This is a genomic window from Pseudomonas sp. NBRC 111124, from assembly GCF_001320245.1.
GTDB lineage: Bacteria > Pseudomonadota > Gammaproteobacteria > Pseudomonadales > Pseudomonadaceae > Aquipseudomonas.
Window position 1 is genome coordinate 20,917 of the sequence record NZ_BCBA01000061.1, and the last position, 20,694, is coordinate 41,610.

Annotated in this window: 19 protein-coding genes; 3 read left to right on the forward strand and 16 right to left on the reverse strand. The window is 60.6% G+C overall.

Going from position 1 to position 20,694, the window contains the following annotated elements; genetic code table 11:
* Nucleotides 1-8: 8 nt before the first annotated feature.
* Entirely contained in the window at nt 9-1,229 is a 1,221-nt protein-coding gene (gene fabB / locus APH28_RS22915; protein WP_060512799.1) for a beta-ketoacyl-ACP synthase I, read from the forward strand.
* 47 nt (nt 1,230-1,276) lie between these two features.
* Here fabB and APH28_RS22920 read toward each other — a convergent pair whose 3' ends face one another.
* On the reverse strand, nt 1,277-2,284 hold the full coding sequence (locus APH28_RS22920; RefSeq protein ID WP_060512800.1) for an amidohydrolase family protein: 1,008 nt from the start codon (nt 2,282-2,284) through the stop codon (nt 1,277-1,279).
* A gap of 113 nt (nt 2,285-2,397) precedes the next feature.
* Here APH28_RS22920 and APH28_RS22925 point away from each other — a divergent pair, with 113 nt between their 5' ends.
* On the forward strand, nt 2,398-3,261 hold the full coding sequence (locus APH28_RS22925; RefSeq protein ID WP_060512801.1) for a pirin family protein: 864 nt from the start codon (nt 2,398-2,400) through the stop codon (nt 3,259-3,261).
* 32 nt (nt 3,262-3,293) lie between these two features.
* Here the strand turns inward: APH28_RS22925 and APH28_RS22930 are convergent, their stop codons facing one another.
* The 4 genes from APH28_RS22930 to APH28_RS22945 all read right to left on the reverse strand — a co-directional run bounded on the left by APH28_RS22930 (nt 3,294) and on the right by APH28_RS22945 (nt 7,032).
* Complete coding sequence (locus tag APH28_RS22930; RefSeq protein ID WP_060512802.1) at nt 3,294-4,019, reverse strand: dienelactone hydrolase family protein; 726 nt, start codon at nt 4,017-4,019, stop codon at nt 3,294-3,296.
* An 80-nt stretch (nt 4,020-4,099) separates the two neighbouring features.
* Complete coding sequence (gene htpG / locus APH28_RS22935; RefSeq protein WP_060512803.1) at nt 4,100-6,007, reverse strand: molecular chaperone HtpG; 1,908 nt, start codon at nt 6,005-6,007, stop codon at nt 4,100-4,102.
* 69 nt (nt 6,008-6,076) lie between these two features.
* Nucleotides 6,077-6,559: a PaaI family thioesterase gene (locus APH28_RS22940; RefSeq protein WP_060512804.1), complete on the reverse strand. Its 483-nt coding sequence runs from the start codon at nt 6,557-6,559 to the stop codon at nt 6,077-6,079.
* A complete protein-coding gene (locus tag APH28_RS22945) occupies nt 6,556-7,032 on the reverse strand; it encodes a PaaI family thioesterase (RefSeq protein ID WP_060512805.1) in 477 nt (158 codons plus the stop codon). The genes APH28_RS22940 and APH28_RS22945 overlap by 4 nt, the downstream gene beginning before the upstream one ends.
* Nucleotides 7,033-7,185: 153 nt before the next feature.
* Here APH28_RS22945 and APH28_RS22950 point away from each other — a divergent pair, with 153 nt between their 5' ends.
* Nucleotides 7,186-7,461, forward strand: coding sequence for a hypothetical protein (locus APH28_RS22950; RefSeq protein WP_060512806.1), 276 nt, complete (start codon nt 7,186-7,188; stop codon nt 7,459-7,461).
* Between the two features lie 67 nt (nt 7,462-7,528).
* On the opposite strand, the gene APH28_RS22955 is transcribed toward APH28_RS22950, so the two are convergent.
* The 11 genes from APH28_RS22955 to APH28_RS23000 form a co-directional block, all read right to left on the reverse strand.
* Entirely contained in the window at nt 7,529-8,278 is a 750-nt protein-coding gene (locus APH28_RS22955) for a DUF599 domain-containing protein (protein WP_060512807.1), read from the reverse strand.
* A gap of 187 nt (nt 8,279-8,465) precedes the next feature.
* A complete protein-coding gene (gene brnQ / locus APH28_RS22960) occupies nt 8,466-9,779 on the reverse strand; it encodes a branched-chain amino acid transport system II carrier protein (RefSeq protein WP_060512808.1) in 1,314 nt (437 codons plus the stop codon).
* A gap of 343 nt (nt 9,780-10,122) precedes the next feature.
* Nucleotides 10,123-10,311 carry a hypothetical protein gene (locus tag APH28_RS28735; RefSeq protein WP_156340933.1) on the reverse strand — a complete coding sequence of 63 codons (189 nt, stop codon included), beginning with the start codon at nt 10,309-10,311 and terminating at the stop codon, nt 10,123-10,125.
* A 28-nt stretch (nt 10,312-10,339) separates the two neighbouring features.
* Entirely contained in the window at nt 10,340-10,990 is a 651-nt protein-coding gene (locus tag APH28_RS22965; RefSeq protein ID WP_060512809.1) for a hypothetical protein, read from the reverse strand.
* On the reverse strand, nt 10,987-11,691 hold the full coding sequence (locus APH28_RS22970; RefSeq protein ID WP_156340934.1) for a hypothetical protein: 705 nt from the start codon (nt 11,689-11,691) through the stop codon (nt 10,987-10,989). The genes APH28_RS22965 and APH28_RS22970 overlap by 4 nt, the downstream gene beginning before the upstream one ends.
* 207 nt (nt 11,692-11,898) lie before the next feature.
* Nucleotides 11,899-12,783, reverse strand: coding sequence for a succinate--CoA ligase subunit alpha (gene sucD, locus APH28_RS22975; protein WP_016393102.1), 885 nt, complete (start codon nt 12,781-12,783; stop codon nt 11,899-11,901).
* Nucleotides 12,783-13,949 (reverse strand): ADP-forming succinate--CoA ligase subunit beta, encoded by a 1,167-nt coding sequence (sucC, locus tag APH28_RS22980; protein WP_028632226.1) that lies wholly within the window; start codon nt 13,947-13,949, stop codon nt 12,783-12,785. Before sucC ends, sucD begins: the two co-directional genes overlap by 1 nt.
* A 172-nt stretch (nt 13,950-14,121) precedes the next feature.
* Entirely contained in the window at nt 14,122-15,558 is a 1,437-nt protein-coding gene (gene lpdA / locus APH28_RS22985; protein ID WP_060512811.1) for a dihydrolipoyl dehydrogenase, read from the reverse strand.
* 93 nt (nt 15,559-15,651) lie between these two features.
* Nucleotides 15,652-16,866 (reverse strand): 2-oxoglutarate dehydrogenase complex dihydrolipoyllysine-residue succinyltransferase, encoded by a 1,215-nt coding sequence (gene odhB / locus APH28_RS22990; RefSeq protein ID WP_060512812.1) that lies wholly within the window; start codon nt 16,864-16,866, stop codon nt 15,652-15,654.
* A 42-nt stretch (nt 16,867-16,908) separates the two neighbouring features.
* Nucleotides 16,909-19,740, reverse strand: coding sequence for a 2-oxoglutarate dehydrogenase E1 component (locus tag APH28_RS22995; protein ID WP_060512813.1), 2,832 nt, complete (start codon nt 19,738-19,740; stop codon nt 16,909-16,911).
* A 245-nt stretch (nt 19,741-19,985) separates the two neighbouring features.
* On the reverse strand, nt 19,986-20,690 hold the full coding sequence (locus APH28_RS23000; RefSeq protein ID WP_019472040.1) for a succinate dehydrogenase iron-sulfur subunit: 705 nt from the start codon (nt 20,688-20,690) through the stop codon (nt 19,986-19,988).
* Between the last annotated feature and the right edge of the window lie 4 nt (nt 20,691-20,694).

The following is a 20,694-nucleotide window of genomic DNA, read 5'->3' on the forward strand; positions in this document are numbered from 1 at the left end:
TTATTCGCATGCGCCGCGTCGTTATCACTGGTCTGGGCATCGTATCGTGCCTGGGCAATGACAAAGCTACCGTCACCGAAAACCTGCGCAACAGCCGTCCGGGTATCCGTTACAACCCGGAATACAAGGAAATGGGGCTGCGTAGCCAGGTTTCCGGGTCCATCGACCTCAACCTCGAAGAACTGATCGACCGTAAGGTTTACCGCTTCGTCGGCCACGCCGCTGCCTACGCCTACTTGGCGATGCAGGACGCGATCAAGGATTCCGGCCTGACCGAAGAGCAAGTCTCCAACCCGCGTACCGGCCTGGTTGCCGGCTCCGGCGGCGCCTCGACCCTGAACCAGATGGAAGCGCTGGATACCCTGCGCGAAAAAGGCGTCAAGCGCGTTGGCCCATACCGCGTCACCCGCACCATGGGCAGCACCGTTTCGGCATGCCTGGCCACCCCGTTCAAGATCAAGGGCATCAACTACTCGATCTCGTCGGCTTGTGCCACGTCTGCACACTGCATCGGTACCGCCCTGGAGCAGATCCAGTGGGGCAAGCAGGACATCGTGTTCGCCGGTGGCGGTGAAGAAGAGCACTGGAGCCAGTCGTTCCTGTTCGATGCCATGGGCGCACTGTCGACCAAGCGCAACGAAACCCCGGAACTGGCTTCGCGCGCCTACGACGCCGACCGTGATGGCTTCGTCATCGCTGGCGGCGGCGGCATGGTGGTGGTCGAGGAGCTGGAGCACGCTCTGGCCCGTGGCGCCAAGATCTACGCCGAAATCGTCGGCTACGGTGCCACTTCCGACGGCTACGACATGGTCGCACCAAGCGGCGAAGGTGCCATCCGCTGCATGCAGCAGGCCCTGTCCACCGTCGACACGCCGATCGACTACCTGAACACCCACGGCACTTCGACCCCGGTCGGTGACGTTGCCGAAATGAAAGGTGTTCGCGAGGTGTTCAAAGGCAACGCGCCGAAGATCAGCTCGACCAAGAGCCTGTCGGGCCACTCGCTGGGCGCCGCTGGCGTGCACGAGGCGATCTACTGCCTGCTGATGATGGAAAACAACTTCATCGCCGGCTCCGCCAACATTGACGAGCTGGACCCGGAAGTCGCTGACCTGCCGATCCTGCGCAAGACCGAAGAAAACGCCAAGATCGACACGGTCATGAGCAACAGCTTCGGCTTCGGCGGCACCAACGCTACCCTGGTGCTCAAGCGCTGGGAAGGCAAGTAAGACGTTACTGCGGTTAATGAAAACGCCCCGACTGGTTCGGGGCGTTTTCATTTGGGTTGCCTGGGCAGAACGGCCAGGAAATTGCCTTGCGCCACTTTGTTGGCCACCTCTTCAGGCAACGCATCCAGGAACGGCCCGAAGCTGTGCAGCTGCTCACCCAGGCTGCCAAACCGCCCCACCACATCCGAGCCCAGCATGAACCGATCTGGATACCGCTCGACCAGCGCCAGCCACTCCTTGCGCGGCACGCCCTGTTCGTCCAGCAGATAAGGCTCCAGCACACTCCACGACAGATCCACATACAAATTCGGATAGTCCGCCAGCAGCCGCGTCAGCACCGACAGCAGAAAGTCCATGCGGGTCTGGTGCCGATGGATTTCCGCGCTGCTCCCCGCATGCGCCCAGATGAACCGGGTATGCGGGTGATTGCGCAGCGGCTCCTCGATCTCGGCCAGGTACAGCGGATTACGCTCACGCTTGGAGGTGATGTTCGAATGCAGCAACACCGGCATGTCGCGTTCGGCGGCCAAGTGATAGATGCGGGTCATCGCCTCGTTATTGGCCCGCGGCGTATCGCCACTGGTGAGCGCAGTCAAGTCGTCATGCCGGGTGAAGACTTCGCCGATGCCCTGCCACAGGCCAGGGTTGAGTTCGAGCATGCGCTCGATATGACTGACGGCATTCTTGTCGACTGGGTTGAAGCCGGTCAGAAACGGATGGAAACGTTTTCGCTGCTCGGCCGGCAGCTTTTCCAACGCGGCAGCGACATAGGTATCGGTGGCGCTGTACCAATAGGCGTCGGCATCGTCACCGGCGTAATAGCGCGGTCGCTTGGGCTCGTCTTCATGCCATTTCTTGGCCACCGGGATGCCGGAAATCATCGAATGCTCGACGCCCGCCTGGTCCATGGCCTCGATCAACGCCGACATGCCCTCAGTCTCCTGGAAGAAGTCCACGTAGTGCAAATGCGCATCGCTGTAGCGGTAATCACGGGCCTGTGCCGCCTGGCACAGGCAGCCAGACAAGAGCATGCAAACCAGCACTCTGGCGATCATGGGCAACTTCCTTCTGGGGCTGAACACGGTAGACCGGCCCGCTTGCGCAACGGTTCAGCAATGCCTGGCAAACCGCTATGCTTGGGGCATTTCCTCCCCGCTTGGAGCCCGTCATGAGCAGCCCCCTGATCATCCGCCCACGTACCGAATCGGTCGAGGGCCAGCCGATCCTGCGCCCGCTGCCCTCGGCCCAGTGCCCCAGCGTCGGCCCATTCGTGTTCTTCGACCATATGCTCGAGACCGACTATGCACCCGGCCATGGCATGGATATCCGCCAGCACCCGCATATTGGCCTGTCCACACTGACGTACCTGTTCGAAGGCGCGATCCTGCACAAGGACAGCCTCGGCTCGGAGCAGCGCGTACTGCCCGGGGATGTGAGCTGGATGACCGCCGGCAAAGGCGTGGCGCATGTCAAGCGCACGCCGGCCGATGCACTGGCCCATGGCTCACGCTTGCATGGGCTGCAGGTATGGCTGGCCTCGCCCCAGGCGCTCGAACAGGGCGAGCCGAGCTACAGCCATCATCCCGCGGCGAGTTTGCCGGTCAGCGATAGCCTGGGGGTGCGCATCTGCATGATTGCCGGCAGTGGGTTCTGCCTGGACTCACCGGTGCCGGTGCTCTCCCCTACCCTGTATGCACATGTGCTGATGCAACCGGCTACCACGCTGGTGGTGCCGGTCGAACATATGCAGCGTGCGCTGTATCTGCTCGATGGCGAGTTGCTGATGGGTGACGGGCAGGTCGAGGCTTGCAGCCTGGTGGTGCTGCCGGAAGGCGAAGCGGTAACGCTGTATGCGCAGGACGAATGCCAGCTGGTGCTGATTGGCGGCGAACCGCTGGATGGGCCGCGGCGGATGAACTGGAATTTTGTGGCCAGTGATGGGGGGCTGATCGAGCGGGCCAGGGCCAAGTGGGCTGCGGGGGATTGGCCTACGGTGCCTGGGGAAACTTCGAGAATCGAGTTGCCGCGCTAAAAAACGGGGCTGCTTTGCAGCCCCCTGCGGTATCAGCGCTGGAACACTTCTGTAAGCAGGTTGTGCATCGAGCGGAACGCCCGCTCCGAGGTGCGACGGTCGTACTGCATCTTGCCCGGCACATTGGCATTAGGGTCGGTGAACGAATGCACCGCGCCACCGTAGCTCAGCAGCTGCCAGTCCACCTTGGCGGCGTTCATCTCTTCTTCGAACGCTGGCAATTGCTCCTTTGGCACCAGCGGGTCGGAAGCACCGTGCAGTACCAGCACCGAGCCCTTGATGCGCTTGGCATCTTCAGGGTTCGGGGTGTCCAGCGTGCCGTGGAACGACACCGCTGCCCTCAGATCAGCACCCGTACGCGCAAGCTCCAGGGCACAGCAACCTCCGAAGCAGAAGCCGAATGTAGCCATCTTGCCCGGCTCCAGCAGCGCCTTCGACTGCCCCAGCAACTGGTCCAGTGCCTCTTTCATGCGCTTGCGCAGCTCGCCACGGTCGTTCTTCAGCGGCATCATCGCCGCCCCTGCCTCATCGGCATTGGAAGGACGCACCGACTGCCCATACAGGTCGGCAATCAGCACCACATAACCCTTTTCGGCCACTTCCTTGGCGATACGCTCGGCGCCCTCGCCGATGCCCATCCAGTTCGGCGCCATCACCAAACCCGGACGGCCCAGCGCACCTGGCTCGTAGACCAGGCGGCTCTCATACGTCTTGCCGGACAGGTGATAGACCAGCGATTCGACGATTACCTTGCTCATCAAGCACTCCTTAGGCACTTTTTCTTGAAACAGCCCGCCATGAAAAAAGCCCGCCGAAGCGGGCTTTCCTGTGCATCAACTCAAGCAGACAGCTCGACCAGCAGCTTGTTCAGGCGACGAACGTAAGCCGCCGGGTCCTTCAGGCTGTCACCAGCCGCCAGCGCAGCCTGATCGAAGAGAATGTGCGACAGTTCGGCGAAGCGGTCTTCGCTCTGCTCGTTGTCCAGCTTCTCGATCAGCGGGTGAGTCGGGTTGAATTCGAAGATCGGCTTCGACTCCGGCACCTTCTGGCCGCTGGCTTCGAGGATCTGGCGCATCTGCAGGCCCAGGTCCTGTTCGCCGATGGCGAGGATCGCCGGCGAGTCGGTCAGGCGGTGCGAGACACGCACTTCGGCAACGCTGTCACCCAATGCACCTTTCAGGCGCTCGACCAGGCCTTCTTTGTCCTTGGCCACTTCTTCCTGGGCTTTCTTGTCCTCTTCCGAGTCCAGCTTGCCCAGGTCCAGGTCACCACGGGCGACGTCGACGAATGCCTTGCCATCGAACTCGTTGAGGTAGCTCATCAGCCACTCGTCGATACGGTCGGTCAGCAGCAGCACCTCGATGCCTTTCTTGCGGAAGACCTCCAGGTGCGGGCTGTTCTTGACCTGCGCGTAGGACTCGCCGGTGAGGTAGTAGATCTTGTCCTGGCCTTCCTTGGCACGCGCCAGGTAATCGGCCAGGGCCACGCTCTGCTCGCCGCTGTCGTCATGGGTGGAGGCGAAGCGCAGCAGGCCGGCGATCTTTTCCTTGTTGGCGAAGTCTTCAGCCGGGCCTTCCTTCAGCACCTGGCCGAAGTTTTTCCAGAAGCCCTTGTACTGCTCTGGCTCGTTCTTCGCCAGCTTCTCCAGCATGTCCAGCACACGCTTGGTCAGCGCGGTCTTCATCGAGTCGATGATCGGGTCTTTCTGCAGGATCTCGCGGGACACGTTCAGCGACAGGTCGTTGGAGTCGACCACACCCTTGATGAAGCGCAGGTACAGCGGCAGGAACGACTCGGCCTGATCCATGATGAACACGCGCTGCACATACAGCTTCAGGCCGCGTGGCGCTTCGCGCTGGTACAGGTCGAACGGTGCGCGTGCCGGTACGTACAGCAACGAATTGTATTCGAGCTTGCCTTCGACCTTGTTGTGGCTCCAGGCCAGCGGGTTCTCAAAGTCATGACCGATGTGCTTGTAGAACTCCTGGTACTCTTCGTCCTTTACCTCGGAGCGCGAACGGGTCCACAGGGCGCTGGCGCGGTTGACGGTTTCCCATTCCTGCGCTGGCTGTTCTTCACCCTCGGCGGCTCCGGCCTGCTCCTTGGGCAGCTCGATCGGCAGGGCGATGTGGTCGGAGTACTTCTTGACCACGTTGCGCAGGCGCCAGCCATCGGCGAATTCCTGCTCGTCCTTCTTCAGGTGCAGGACGATGCGGGTGCCGCGCTGTGGCTTGTCGATGGTCGCGACTTCGAACTCACCTTCGCCCTTCGACGACCAGTGCACACCTTCGCTGGCCGGCTGGCCGGCACGGCGGCTGTAGACATCGACCTTGTCGGCAACGATGAAGGCCGAGTAGAAGCCCACGCCGAACTGACCGATCAGGTGCGAATCTTTCTTCTGGTCACCGGTGAGGTTCTTCATGAAGTCGGCAGTGCCGGACTTGGCGATGGTGCCCAAGTGAGCGATCACATCTTCGCGGCTCATCCCGATGCCGTTGTCCTCGAGGGTCACCGTGCCGGCGTCCTTGTCGAAGCTCAGGCGAATCTTCAGGTCGGCGTCGCCCTCGAGCAGCTCTGGCTTGGCCAGGGCCTCGAAGCGCAGCTTGTCGGCGGCGTCGGAGGCGTTGGAGATCAGTTCACGCAGGAAGATCTCCTTGTTCGAGTACAGCGAATGGATCATGAGGTGCAGCAGTTGCTTTACCTCGGTCTGGAAGCCCAGCGTTTCTTTTTGAGTCTCCACACTCATGGTCTTCAAAACTCCGATCTGATGGTAGTGACGCCTGGCGGCCGACATGGCCTGCGTTAACGGCGGATGTCATGCAGATGGGGGCTGCCCGGACGATTTCAAGGGCTTTTCCGGTTCGATCTTGAAATGTGCGCGTGCGGTGGCGATCGGCGACTGCCGGTCAGCCTGCCAGGCCGTGATGGCGACGTTGGTGACCCTGCGGCCCTGGCGCCAGAGCTGGCACTGGGCATAGATGTCGCGAAAATGCCCAGGGCGCAAGTAGTCGATGGAGAAATCGATGATCTTCGGAATGCTCGCACTTTCGCTGTAGATCAGCAGGTAGAGGGCCGCAGACAGCTCCATGAACCCGGCGATGACGCCACCATGGATAGCCGGCAGCAAGGGGTTGCCGATGTTGTCCTGGCTGGCCGGCAGGCGAAACAGCAGGTCATCGCCCTCGCGTTCGCACTCGATGCCAATCAGGCCAGCGTAAGGGATCAGGTCCAGCAATGGGCCGTAATCACCGACAGCGTGGGCCGCATTCAACTGCTGACGAACGTTTTCAGGAATCATGCCCCTCCCTCCTTCAGGCTGTTGCCGAAGCGGATGCCTCCTTTGATTTCCTGGCCCAGGCGCATAAAGGTGCCGACCACTTGGCAGATCGGCTGCTCCGGGTCGTCCTGGTAGGCGCTACCGCGGGTGAAGATCACATCGCGAGTGACCCGGTAGCATTGGGCGTGCCCGTATATGGGCTTGCCGGCCTCGGCCGGATGCATATAGTCGATGCGCAGGTCGAGGGTCGGACACACCTCGAAGCGCGGCAGCACGCACAGCGTCGCCATGCCGCAGGTGGTATCCATCAGCGTGGTCAGCGCACCGCCATGCACCGCGCCAGTCTGCGGATTGCCGACTATCGACTCAGACCAGGGCAATACCAGAGTCATGCCGTCACTGTCGGCATGGGCCACACGCATCTGTAACAACTGGCAATGCTTCAATGCCGATAGAAAGCGCTCGGCCATCGCGTGCAAGCTTGATTCGTTCATATGCAGGTTCCGTGATCGTTGCCGTTACGGCATAAAAACAGTAAAAAGTCCATATAGAACACGGCGTTATATATCTGTAAAAAAAGCGGAACTAATTCCACACCGCTGAACTCGAAGCAACAACTCACTTATTCACCAAGAGGAAACACCCCCATGCGTAAACCTTTTGCTTTTGCTCTGATGCTGGCTGCTGCCATGGGCCTGGCTGCTTGCGATAAAGCGAGCGAAGACAAAGCCCAAGACGCACAAGAACATCGTGAACAAGCCCAGGAAAAGATGGGTGATGCTCAGGATAAGATGAACGACGCTGCCAAGGAAAACGCTGAAGCCGCCAAAGATCAGGCCGAAGCCGAGCAGAAGGCTGCCGAAGAGGCCGCCCCGACTACTCCGGCACCGACCACCGCGCCTGCCGAACCTGCCAAGCAGTAATCGGCGGAAACAAAAAAACCCGACATCGTCGGGTTTTTTTGTGCCTGCACTTAACGGATTAAACGTTTCAGTTGCTAACCGTTGAGCTTTCTCTGGGCGCGTCTGTCAGGGAACTTTCAGTGGGCGTGAAGACCATGACGTCCAATACATCGGAATGGAACTCTCGGCGATAGAGAATCAGCACTACCCCGACACTCACGACCATGAACAGCCACGGGCTGATAAACCAGGTGAGCATGGCCATGCCGAAGTAATAAGAGCGCAGGCCAAAGTTGAACTGGTTGGCTGCCAGCGACAGCACCCGTGCAGCACGTGACGCAAACGCCTTGCGCTCCAGCTCGTTGACCTGGCGCTCGCCGATCATCGGCGCAGACCCCACCAGCACGGCGGCAAAGTTGTACTGGCGCATGCACCAACTGAAGGTGAAGAAGGCGTAGACGAAGACCATCGCCAGGCACAGCAGCTTGACTTCCGACATGCCCTGGGACGCCTGTTGCACCAGTGGCAGGTCCGCAAGCAGCGACAAGGCGCGATCCGAAGCCCCCAGCACGGTGAGAATACCGGCGAGGATGATCAAGGTACTGGAAGCGAAGAACGAGGCGTTGCGCTCCAGGTTGCCGATCACACTGGCGTCGGCGATGCGGTTATCGCGCAGCAGCATTCGGCGCATCCAGTCTTCCCGGTACAGGTGCAGCACACTGGCCAGGCACGCGGTATCGCGGCCCTTCCAGATGGCATAGCGGGTGTAGCCACCCCAGCAAAGGGCAAACCAGCAGACGGCCAGGAGGTTATGGAGGTTGCTTTGGATGAAGTTCATGCAGAATTCCCGAGGGCCAGGTGCACAAAGAATAGTGACCGGGTTTCGACGTCTACAAGCGGTAAAAGGCACAACCTGAAACGAAAAAGCCCCGCATCCTTGCGGATACGGGGCTTTAGAATCTCCACCCTTGGCGGGCACCCTACGGCTTGTGGCCGGTGCCGCCCCAGGGCTTCAACCTAGGGCATCACGCCAACGCTTCGCGCGGCTTGCCCAGCATGCGGTCGCAGGCGACGGCGCCAATCAGCGTCACCACCGATGGCACCAGCCAGGCCAGGCCTTGGTCGCTCAGCGGCAGGTGCGCCATCACGTCCGGCAGCACATGGGCCATGTCGCTGCCCTTGATCGCGTCGACAATACCGAACACCAGCGATACCAGCATCACGGGTGCCAGAATGCGGGTCGGCGAATGCCACAGGTCTTTCACGAAGCTCAGGCCGACTACCACGATGCACGGCGGATAGATGGCGGTCAGCACCGGGATCGAGAACATGATCAGCTTGGTCAGGCCCAGGTTGGAGATCAGCAGCGAGAAGCCCGCCAGGATCACCACCAGAGCACGGTACGACAGCGGCAAGATCTGGCTGAAATACTCGGCGCAGGCACAGGTCAGGCCAACGGCAGTCACCAGGCACGCCAGGGCGATCAACACGGCCAGGAAGCCGCTGCCCAGGGAGCCGAAGGTGTGTTGCACATAGGCGTGCAGAACGGCCGCGCCGTTGGTGGCATCGGCAGCAATGTCGTGGCTGGTAGCGCCCAGGCGGAACAGGCTGATATACACCAGGGCCAGGCCGACACCGGCGATCAGGCCGGCGATGATGGCATAGCGGGTTATCAGCTTCGGCGACTCGACACCGCGCGAGCGGATGGCGTTGACGATGACGATACCGAATACCAGGGCACCGAGGGTGTCCATGGTCAGGTAGCCATCGGAGAAGCCTTTGGAGAAGGCGGCAGCGGCGTAGGCCGGCTGCGCTTCACCAATGGTCCCGGCCGGCAGCGCGAAGGCAGCGATGCCCAGCGCCGCCAGGGCGATGATTTTCAGCGGCGCAAGGAAGCGGCCGACCGTGTCGAGCAGCTTGCCCGGGTACATGGACACGGCCAGTACCACGACGAAGTACACCAGGCTGTAGATGAACAGCGCTGTCGGGCTCTCACCGGTCAGCGGCGCCACGCCCACTTCAAACGACACAGTCGCGGTACGCGGGGTGGCGAACAGCGGGCCAACCGAAAGGTAGCACACGGCCGCCAGCAGGCCGCCGAAGAACTTGCCGATCGGGCTGCTCAGGGCGTCCATGCCACCACCGACCTTGGCCAAGGCGACCACGGTGATAACCGGCAGGCCTACAGCGGTAACCAGGAAGCCCAGGGCCGCCATCCATACATGCGGGCCAGACTGCAGACCGACGATAGGCGGGAAGATGATGTTGCCGGCGCCCACGAAAAGCGCAAACGTCATAAAGCCAAGCGCCAGGATATCCTGGCCTTTGAGAACTTTCATTTAAGGTAGTACCACACTGCTGAAATCGGGATTCGAGAGGGGGATTTCCCTTTGGATAAGGGGAAATGCTGCCCGGCTTGGTAGGCCAGACCCGTTTAGCGTGTCGTTCCCTTTTGGGGTACGGGCACAGAGTGAACGCGTAGATTAACCGTTTTACCCGGCAAACGCACTGGCACAGTGCTGCTTGTCCGATGTGCGTACATGTTTGTCGTCTGTGCGACCGAGAACAGTGGGGATTATCCCCGGATTGAAACTTTCGTCTGCGCGAAAATTCCTATCGAAATGATCGAAAAAGCCTATACCCCTGCGCCTTGCCAAAAGACACAGGGGCGTTGCGCGTCAGTCAACCTGGGTTGCGCTCGGCGGCACGGGCCTGCCAATAGCGCTTGATCTCATGAATATCAGCGAAATTGAAACGCAACTTGGGAACCAGCCCACTGCCACATGCCCCCGCCGCCCTGGTTGCACTGTGCGACGCCGCTTCGCTACCTGCGTGATAAAGCCGAACCTCGGCCCAGATTGGATTGTTCATGTTCAAACCTCTCGCTTGAGTGAATGCATCATCGACGATGCGATTGCCACAAGGCCTCGATGCGCCGATAGGTATCAGCTTCCTGCTCATCAATGCCTGAATGGACGGGCTGCAGGTCCTGATTGAAGCTCCACGCACGCAGACCGGGTTGGTCACGTCGCGGGTCTGCGATCATCAAGGCCAGCGATATAGAGAAGTCTTCGGGCGGGGTGACGTAGTGCATATCGTCAAACGCCCTCAGGTGCAGCAGCGTGCCCGGGCTTAAGCGTAGTGACTCGGTAGCCCCCATTATCGGCCTGGCACCGTCGCCCAGTTGCGCAGCATTCTCGATAGACTGCTTGACACTGTGATAGCCGCTGCCGTGGTAACCGATTGCATAGAGTTCGAAGTCGTGGGTGTGGGGCAAGCCGTAGATGAATGTCTGCTGCTCAACCTGCGCCTCAACAGGCATCCACAGGGTCATGCGCAATGACATTTCCAGAGAATGGAACAATGAAAAACTGTAGGCGTTGTAGGCTTGCTCCCCCCGAGTAAAGCCATGTTCACGCAGATGCGCTCGCACCCCTTCCCCCAGCAACCCACGGTTTGCAGCCAGCGCACGCAGGACATTCTTTACTGGCTCCCGGTAAGGCCTGCGGACCAGCACCTGCAGGCGCTCGATACCTTTACGCAGATTCATGCCCGCTCCTTCGCCAGGTAACCTGACACCAGCTCATTCAACTGTTCATCCCCACCAGCCTGCAGTAACGCACAGTACTCATGCCGCCTTGCTGGCGAATGCTTCACGAGTATCTGGAATGCCTGCCAGCGCAGCGCAGGGTGCGGGTGATACACCAACGATTGGGCCACATGCTGCAAGCCTGGATCGTCGACTGCCTGCAACGCCTGCAGCAGAACAATAAACCGGGATACCTCCCCATCCGCTGGAAACCAGGCAATACACGACAGGCTCTCTTGCTCGTATACGGCGATGTCACCTCCCGGTACGGGTACGCTGAGGCTGAACGCCAGATGCTCAGCCACCCCCGGCTGGTTCAAGCCCGCGACCTGGCACTCGCCGCGAATGAGCAAGGGTGCCTGCGGGTGAACCAATACCCACTCGGGACACACCAAGTGGTTACCCTCACGGCGATAGACACACAGCCAGTAGCTCAAGCCTGAGGGGGCAAACCAGACGCAGTGGCCGGACGTGGAATACAGGTGCTCAGTGCTCTCTTGCACCCTGACGATGTCCAACGCCACGCCTTGTTCAAGGTCGAAACTCAGCCTATCACCAACAGAGGTCGCGACACTGGCGAGCAAACGATCGCGCTCTCCTTCAGGCACACGGGCCTTGCTCTGATTGAAGCGTTGCCAAACCTGCTCGATCAGCAACCGCATGTCGAGCGTGCGTACCTGTTCCAGCAAGGCCTCAGGGGAAGCGGCAATGGCAGATAGTACTTTGAACATGGGCCTCAAGACTCACACGATCACATTGAGCGAATGATCGCGGCAGAGGCGCTCGATAACAAAGACGGAAACCGTGTCACTGAAACGACAGAGGCCACCCGAAGGTGGCCTCTGTGCGCGTGGGGGGTGTAGCAAGTATTACTTCTTGGCTTCCCAGCCGGTCAGCTCGGCCAAGGCCTTGCCGATGTCAGCCAGGGAACGCACGGTCTTCACACCAGCGTCCTGCAGCGCGGCGAACTTCTCGTCCGCAGTGCCCTTGCCGCCGGAGATGATGGCGCCAGCATGGCCCATGCGCTTGCCCGCAGGTGCGGTAACACCAGCGATGTAGGAAACCACTGGCTTGGTGACGTTGGCCTTGATGTAGGCTGCGGCTTCTTCTTCAGCCGAACCGCCGATCTCACCGATCATGACGATCGCTTCGGTCTTCGGGTCTTCCTGGAACAGCTTCAGGATGTCGATGAAGTTGGAGCCTGGGATCGGGTCGCCACCGATACCCACGCAGGTCGACTGGCCGAAGCCGGCGTCGGTGGTCTGCTTGACCGCTTCGTAGGTCAGGGTGCCGGAACGCGAAACGATACCAACCTTGCCTGGCAGGTGGATGTGGCCTGGCATGATGCCGATCTTGCACTCGCCCGGCGTGATGACGCCTGGGCAGTTAGGGCCGATCAGGGTCACGCCCAGCTCGTCGCACTTGACCTTGGCATCCAGCATGTCCAGGGTAGGAATGCCTTCGGTGATGCAGACGATCAGCTTGATGCCGCCGAAGGCAGCTTCGAGGATCGAGTCCTTGCAGAAAGGAGCCGGAACGTAGATGACCGAAGCGTCAGCGCCGGTGGCTTCCACGGCTTCTTTCACAGTGTTGAACACTGGCAGGCCCAGGTGGGTGGTGCCACCCTTGCCTGGCGTAACGCCGCCGACCATCTTGGTGCCGTAGGCGATGGCTTGTTCAGAGTGGAAAGTACCCTGCGAGCCGGTGAAGCCCTGGCAGATGACTTTGGTATCTTTATTGATCAGGACGCTCATTACTTGCCCTCCGCAGCTTTGACAACTTGTTGAGCAGCGTCGGTCAGGCTGGTGGCCGCAATGATGTTCAAACCGCTTTCTGCCAGTACTTTAGCGCCCAGTTCGGCGTTGTTGCCTTCGAGGCGAACGACAACCGGAACTTTCACGCCGACTTCTTTCACTGCACCGATGATGCCTTCGGCAATCATGTCGCAGCGAACGATGCCGCCGAAGATGTTGACCAGAACGGCCGCAACATTGCTGTCGGACAGAATGATCTTGAACGCTTCGGTAACGCGCTCTTTGGTAGCGCCGCCGCCCACGTCGAGGAAGTTGGCTGGCTTGCCGCCGTGCAGGTTGACGATGTCCATGGTACCCATGGCCAGGCCGGCACCGTTGACCATGCAGCCGATGTTGCCTTCGAGGGCAACGTAGTTCAGTTCGAACTTGGCAGCGTGGGCTTCACGGGCGTCGTCCTGCGACGGGTCGTGGAAGGTCTTCAGCTTAGGCTGACGGTACATGGCGTTGGCGTCGATGTTGATCTTGGCATCGAGGCAGTGCAGGTCGCCGTCGGCCTTGATCACCAGCGGGTTCACTTCCAGCAGGGCCAGATCGTGATCCTTGAACAGCTTGGCCAGGCCCACGAAGATCTTGGCGAACTGTTGAACTTGCTTGCCTTCCAGACCCAGCTGGAACGCCAGCTCACGACCCTGGAACGGCTGAGCGCCAACCAGTGGGTCGATGGTAGCCTTGAGGATCTTCTCAGGCGTGTCGTGTGCGACTTTCTCGATGTCCACGCCACCTTCGGTGGAAGCCATGAACACGATACGGCGGCTCGAACGATCCACTACAGCGCCCAGGTACAGCTCTTTGGCGATATCAGTGCAGGATTCGACCAGAATCTTGGAGACGGGTTGACCGTTGGCATCGGTCTGGTAGGTAACCAGATTCTTGCCCAACCACTGTGCAGCGAACGCCTTGGCGTCTTCCTTGCTGCGAACCAGCTTGACGCCGCCCGCTTTGCCGCGACCACCCGCGTGAACCTGGGCTTTTACAACCCACTCGTTCCCGCCGATCTTGTCGCAGGCTTCTGCTGCAGCTTCAGGGGTGTCGACTGCGAAACCCTTGGAAACTGGCAGGCCGTATTCAGCGAACAGCTGCTTACCCTGATACTCGTGAAGATTCATGCTTTTTACCGTCTTCGTTAGGTACTGCGCTTCGGCGCTGCGCCATTGCTGGCGCCGCACCACCTGTGACCATTGACCCCGGGTTTACCCGTGTAGTCCGGTCCGGCGGACGTTCCGCGGTGAGTCATGCGCGCAAGACTCACGACGGGCAGCCCGCCGTGGTTTCTTATAATTAACGCTTCTTACGGTTGGCCACGTGAATGGCGCCGCCATTCACTGCCAGCGCTGCTTCATGCAACGCTTCGGACAGGGTTGGATGGCTGAAGACCATCATGCCCAGATCCTCGGCACTGGTGCCGAATTCCATTGCGATTGCGCCCTGCTGTACCAATTCGGCAGCCGATGGGCCAATCACGTGAACACCCAGGACGCGGTCGGTCTTGGCGTCGGCGATGACCTTGACGAAACCACCGGTATCGTTGGCTGCCATCGCACGGCCGCTGGCCGCGAACGGGAAGGTGCCTACGTTAACCTCAACACCCTCGGCCTTCAAGGCTTGTTCGGTCTTGCCGACCCATGCGATTTCCGGGTGGGTGTAGATGACCGACGGGATCAGGTCGTAGTTCATCTGGGCCTTGTGGCCCTTGATGCGCTCGACGACCATGATGCCCTCTTCCGAGGCCTTGTGCGCCAGCATCATGCCGCGTACCACGTCACCGATGGCGAATACGCCCGGAACGCTGGTAGCGCAGTAGTCATCGACGAAGATGTAGCCACGCTCGTCGATGGTCACGCCGCTGTCAGCAGCCAGCAGATCGGTGGTCACAGGGCGACGACCGACTGCAACGATCAGCTTGTCAAAGGTGATCTTCTGCTCGCCTTCGGCGTTGGTGTAGGTCACTTCGACTTCGTTGCCGTTGACTTTCGAGCCGGTGACGCGAGCGCCCAGCTTGATGTCCAGGCCTTGCTTGGTCAGGGTCTTCTGGGCTTCTTTCGACACGGCGGTGTCGGCAGCCATCAGGAACGTGTCCAGGGCTTCCAGGACGGTGACTTCAGCACCCAGGCGAGCCCATACCGAGCCCAGCTCCAGGCCGATCACGCCAGCACCGATCACGCCCAGGCGCTTCGGTACGGTCTGGAATTCCAGGGCGCCAGTGGAGTCGACGATGACGTTCTGGTCGACCGGAGCCGGCGGAATGTCGATCGGACGCGAGCCGGAAGCGAGGATCACGTTCTCGGCTTCGATGACTTCGGTGGTGCCGTCAGCCTTGGTCACTTCGACTTTCTTGCCGGCCAGCAGTTTGCCGTGGCCCTGGATCGAGGTAACGCCGTTGGCCTTGAACAGGGTGGCAACGCCACCGGTCAGGTTCTTGACGATGCCGGCCTTGCGGCCAACCATCGCGGCGACGTCCATCTTCACTTCACCCGTGGAGATACCGTGGACGTTGAAGCTCTCTTTGGCTTCCTTGTACTTCCAGGAGCTGTCCAGCAGCGCCTTGGACGGAATGCAGCCTACGTTCAGGCAGGTGCCGCCCAGGGCCAGTTTGCCCTCGGCGTCGGTGTACTTCTCGATACAGGCAGTCTTCAGACCAAGTTGTGCGGCCTTGATGGCAGCAACATAGCCGCCAGGACCTGCACCGATTACCACTACGTCGAATTTCTGGGTCATAAAAGATTCCTTATCAGCTACAAGCTACAGGCCGCGAACCGCGCGACCTGGCTTCTCGCGAAGCCAGGGCCGGCACGGTACGCAGCCAGAGGGTTAGATGTCCAGCAGCAGGCGAGACGGATCTTCCAGCAGGTTCTTGATGGTGACCAGGAAGGTTACCGCTTCCTTGCCATCGATCAGGCGGTGATCGTAGGACAGTGCCAGGTACATCATCGGGCGGATAACCACTTGGCCGTTGATGGCCATCGGGCGCTGGATGATGTTGTGCATGCCCAGGATGGCAGCCTGTGGCGGGTTGACGATCGGGGTCGACATCATCGAGCCGAAGGTACCGCCGTTGGTGATGGTGAAGGTACCACCGGTCATCTCTTCGATCGACAGCTTGCCGTCACGGGCCTTCTTGCCGAAGGTGGCGATGCCGTTCTCGATTTCAGCCAGGCTCATCGACTCGGCGTTACGCAGTACCGGTACCACCAGGCCACGGTCGCTGGAGACGGCAACGCCAACGTCGGCGAAGCCGTGGTAGACGATGTCGTTGCCGTCGATCGAGGCGTTGACAGCCGGGAAGCGCTTCAGCGCTTCGGTGGCAGCCTTGACGAAGAACGACATGAAGCCCAGGCGTACGCCGTTGTGGGTCTTCTCGAACAGGTCCTTGTACTTCGAACGCAGGGCCATGACTTCGGTCATGTCGACTTCGTTGAAGGTGGTCAGCATGGCCATGTTCGACTGGGCTTCGACCAGACGCTCGGCGATCTTGGCACGCAGACGGGTCATCGGCACGCGCTTCTCGGTGCGGTCGCCAGCGGCAACGACAACCGGGGCAGCAGCGGCAGCGGCAGGCTTGGCAGCAGGCGCCGGAGCCGACTTCTTGTTGGCGACGGCAGCGACGACGTCTTCCTTGGTGATGCGACCTCCTTTGCCAGTGCCAGCAACGGTCGCCAGGTCGATACCGCTCTCTTCAGCCAGCTTGCGCGCGGCAGGAGCGGCGATCGGGTCTTCTTCGCCAGCGTCGGCAGCAGCGGCAGCCGGAGCAGCAGCCGGGGCGGCAGCTGGAGCGGCGGCGGCAGCGCCACCTTCAACGATCGAACCCAGCACTTCGTCGGACAGGACGGTGTCGCCCTCGCCCTTGACGATGTCACCCAGCACGCCATCGGCAGTAGCCAGTACTTCCAGCACAACCTTGTCGGTCTCGATGTCGACGATCAGGTCGTCACGCTTGACGGCTTCGCCCGGCTTTTTGTGCCAGGTGGCAACGGTGCCATCGGCAACCGATTCCGGGAAGGTTGGGGCTTTGATCTCGATAGCCATTATCAGTGTTTCCTTAAATTCGGTTTCAGGTGCGCGAAGGCGTTAGACAGTGAAGGCGTCTTGCAGCAGTTTTTCCTGCTGTTCGGCGTGCTTCGATGCGTAACCACAGGCTGGCGCGGCGGAAGCGTCGCGGCCGGCGTATTCCAGGACCAGTGCCTTGTTGTGGCGGCCCAGGATACGGCGCATGTGGTGCTGACTGCTGTACCAGGCGCCCTGGTTCATCGGTTCTTCCTGGCACCAGACCGCATGCTTGAGGTTGGTGTATTGCGCCAGGATTTCGACCAGGTCGTCCTCAGGGAACGGATACAGCTGCTCCAGACGCAGGATCGCGATGTCTTCGCGGCCTTCGGCACGGCGTTTTTCCAGCAGGTCGTAGTAGACCTTGCCGCTGCACAGCACCAGGCGTTCGACCTTGGCCGGATCGATGGCGTCGATTTCCGGGATCACGGTCTGGAACGAGCCTTCTGCCAGGTCTTCCAGGGTCGAGATGGCCAGCTTGTGGCGCAGCAGCGACTTCGGCGTCAGGACTACCAGCGGCTTGCGCAGCGGGCGAATGACCTGGCGACGCAGCAGGTGGTAGATCTGTGCCGGGGTAGTCGGTACGCAGACCTGGATGTTGTGCTCGGCGCACAGCTGCAGGTAACGCTCCAGACGCGCGGAGGAGTGCTCCGGGCCCTGCCCTTCATAACCGTGTGGCAGCAGCATGGTCAGACCGCACAGACGGCCCCACTTGTGCTCACCGCTGGTAATGAACTGGTCGATCACTACCTGGGCACCGTTGGCGAAGTCGCCGAACTGGGCTTCCCAGATCACCAACGCGTTTGGCGTGGTGGTCGAGTAGCCGTATTCGAAGGCCAATACCGCTTCTTCCGAGAGGAAGGAGTCGTACAGGTCGAAACGCGGCTGGCCCGGGAACAGGTTCTTCAGCGGTACGTAGGTGCTGGCGTCTTTCTGGTTGTGCAGCACCGCGTGACGGTGCGAGAAGGTGCCACGGCCGATGTCCTGACCGGTCATGCGGATCGGGTGACCTTCGAACTGCAGGGTGGCGTAAGCCATGGTCTCTGCATAACCCCAGTTGATCGGCAAGCCACCGGCCTGCATCTTCTGACGGTCTTCGTAGATCTTCGCGACCTGACGCTGGACGACAAAGCCTTCCGGTAGTTCCAGCAGCTTGGCCGACAGGTCCTGCAGGGTCTTGAGGTCGAAGCGGGTGTCGTGACGCGCGGTCCAGGCATGGCCCAGGTATGGACGCCAGTCGACGAACAGCTCGCGGTTCGGCTCCTTGACCAGGCTCTTGACCACGTGCAGGCCGTTGTCCAGGGCGTTGCGGTACTCGTCGATCTTGGCCTGAGCACGCTCGGCATCGATACGACCGGCCTGGATCAGCGACTCGGCGTACAGCTCACGGGTAGTGCGCTGCTTGGTGATCTGCTGGTACATCAGCGGCTGGGTGCCGTTCGGCTCGTCGGCCTCGTTGTGGCCGCGACGACGGTAGCAGACCAGGTCGATGACCACGTCACGCTTGAACTGCATGCGGTAGTCGACTGCCAGCTGGGTCACGAACAGCACGGCTTCCGGATCGTCACCGTTGACGTGCAGGATCGGCGCCTGAATCATCTTGGCAACGTCGGTGGCGTACTCGGTGGAGCGCGCGTCCAGCGGGTTGCTGATGGTGAAACCAACCTGGTTGTTGATCACGATGTGCACGGTACCGCCGGTCTTGAAACCGCGGGTCTGCGACATCTGGAAGGTTTCCATGACCACGCCCTGGCCGGCGAACGCAGCATCGCCGTGGATCGAGATCGGCAGAACCTTGTCACCCACGGTGTCGTTACGACGGTCCTGACGGGCGCGCACCGAACCTTCCACCACTGGCGAGACGATTTCCAGGTGGGACGGGTTGAACGCCATGGCCAGGTGAACTTCACCACCCGGGGTCATCACGTTCGAGGAGAAGCCCTGGTGATACTTCACGTCACCGGAGCCCAGCTCGTTCATCTTCTTGCCTTCGAACTCGTCGAACAGCTCGCGCGGGTTCTTGCCGAAGGTGTTGACCAGCACGTTCAGACGGCCGCGGTGGGCCATGCCGATCACGACTTCCTTGGTACCATAGGAGCCGGAGCGCTGGATCATCTCGTCCAGCATCGGGATAAGGCTTTCGCCACCCTCGAGGCCGAAGCGCTTGGTGCCCGGGTACTTGGTGCCCAGGTATTTCTCGAGGCCTTCACCGGCAGTCACGCGCTCGAGCAGGTGCGTCTGCACGTCGACCGAGAATTCCGGACGGCCGCGCACGCTTTCCAGGCGCTGCTGGAACCAGCTGCGCTGCTCGGAATCGACGATATGGGTGAACTCGGCGCCAATGGTGCGACAATATGTCTTCTGGAGCGCCTCGAAGATCTCGCGTAGGCTCGCTTCCTCTTTGCCGATGAACAGGTCGCCGGCACGGAAGGTCGTATCAAGATCGGCATTGGTCAAGCCGTAGTGATTGATCGACAGGTCTACAGGCGCAGGTCGCTGCCACAACCCCAACGGGTCGAGCTTGGCAGCCTGATGGCCGCGCATACGATAGGCCTGGATCAGTCGCAGAACTTCAACCTGCTTCTTCTCGTGTTCTGTGCTCACGCTCCCGGCGGAAACCGGTTGGGCGCGGCGCTGGTTCTTTGCCAGCAGTACGAAATGGTCGCGGATCGTCGAGTGCGATACATCGGTAGCGGTGCTGCCGTCGGCTGGCAACTTCTGGAAGTAAGTGCGCCACTCTTCTGGCACAGCGTTAGGGTCGTGCAGGTAGAGCTCGTAGAGCTCTTCCACATATGCAGCGTTACCACCTGAAAGGTGGGCGCTATCCCACATGCGCTGCATCACGCTTTCTTGCATGCTTGGTCACCCTCGGTTAGGGGACTGATCGGCGAGAGCCACAGCAAACCTGGAAAAGTCCGAATAAAGCGACTGAACCACGCCACTTGGATCCTGCTGATTTTCCGGGTACCAGCCCGGAAAGCCCCTGCTGGTCTCATATCTTCATAGGTATCGAGCGCGGGCTTTGTGGGCCCTTGCCCAGGTTTACCTCAGTGCGGGCTCACCACCCGCACCTCGGTTTACTGCAGTTACAACGCTTTGTATCAGGTGCCGCTTTGCAGCAGCATGTTACGTACGTGACCGATTGCCTTGGTCGGGTTCAGACCCTTCGGGCAAACGTTGACGCAGTTCATGATCCCGCGGCAGCGGAATACGCTGAACGGGTCATCCAGGGACGCCAGGCGCTCCTGGGTCTTGGTGTCACGGCTGTCGGCCAGGAAGCGGTAGGCCTGCAGCAGAGCGGCCGGGCCCAGGAACTTGTCCGGGTTCCACCAGAACGACGGGCAGGAAGTCGAGCAGCAAGCGCACAGGATGCACTCGTACAGACCGTCCAGCTTGTCACGCTCTTCCGGCGACTGCAGACGTTCGATGGCCGGAGCCGGCGTATCGTTCTGCAGGAATGGCTTCACCTTCTCGTACTGCTTGTAGAAGATGCTCATGTCGACGACCAGGTCACGAATGACCGGCAGGCCCGGCAGCGGACGCAGAATCAGCTTGTTGCCCTTGACCACGCCCGACAGCGGGGTGATGCAGGCCAGGCCGTTCTTGCCGTTCATGTTCATGCCATCGGAACCGCAAACGCCTTCACGGCACGAGCGACGGTACGAGAAACCCTCGTCCTTTTCCTTGATCAGCGCCAGCACGTCCAGAACCATGAGGTCCTTGCCGCCGGTATCGACGTCGAACGACTCCATCTTTGGGGCCGAGTCGGTGTCGGGGTTGTAGCGATAAACTTCGACTTTCAACATAGCA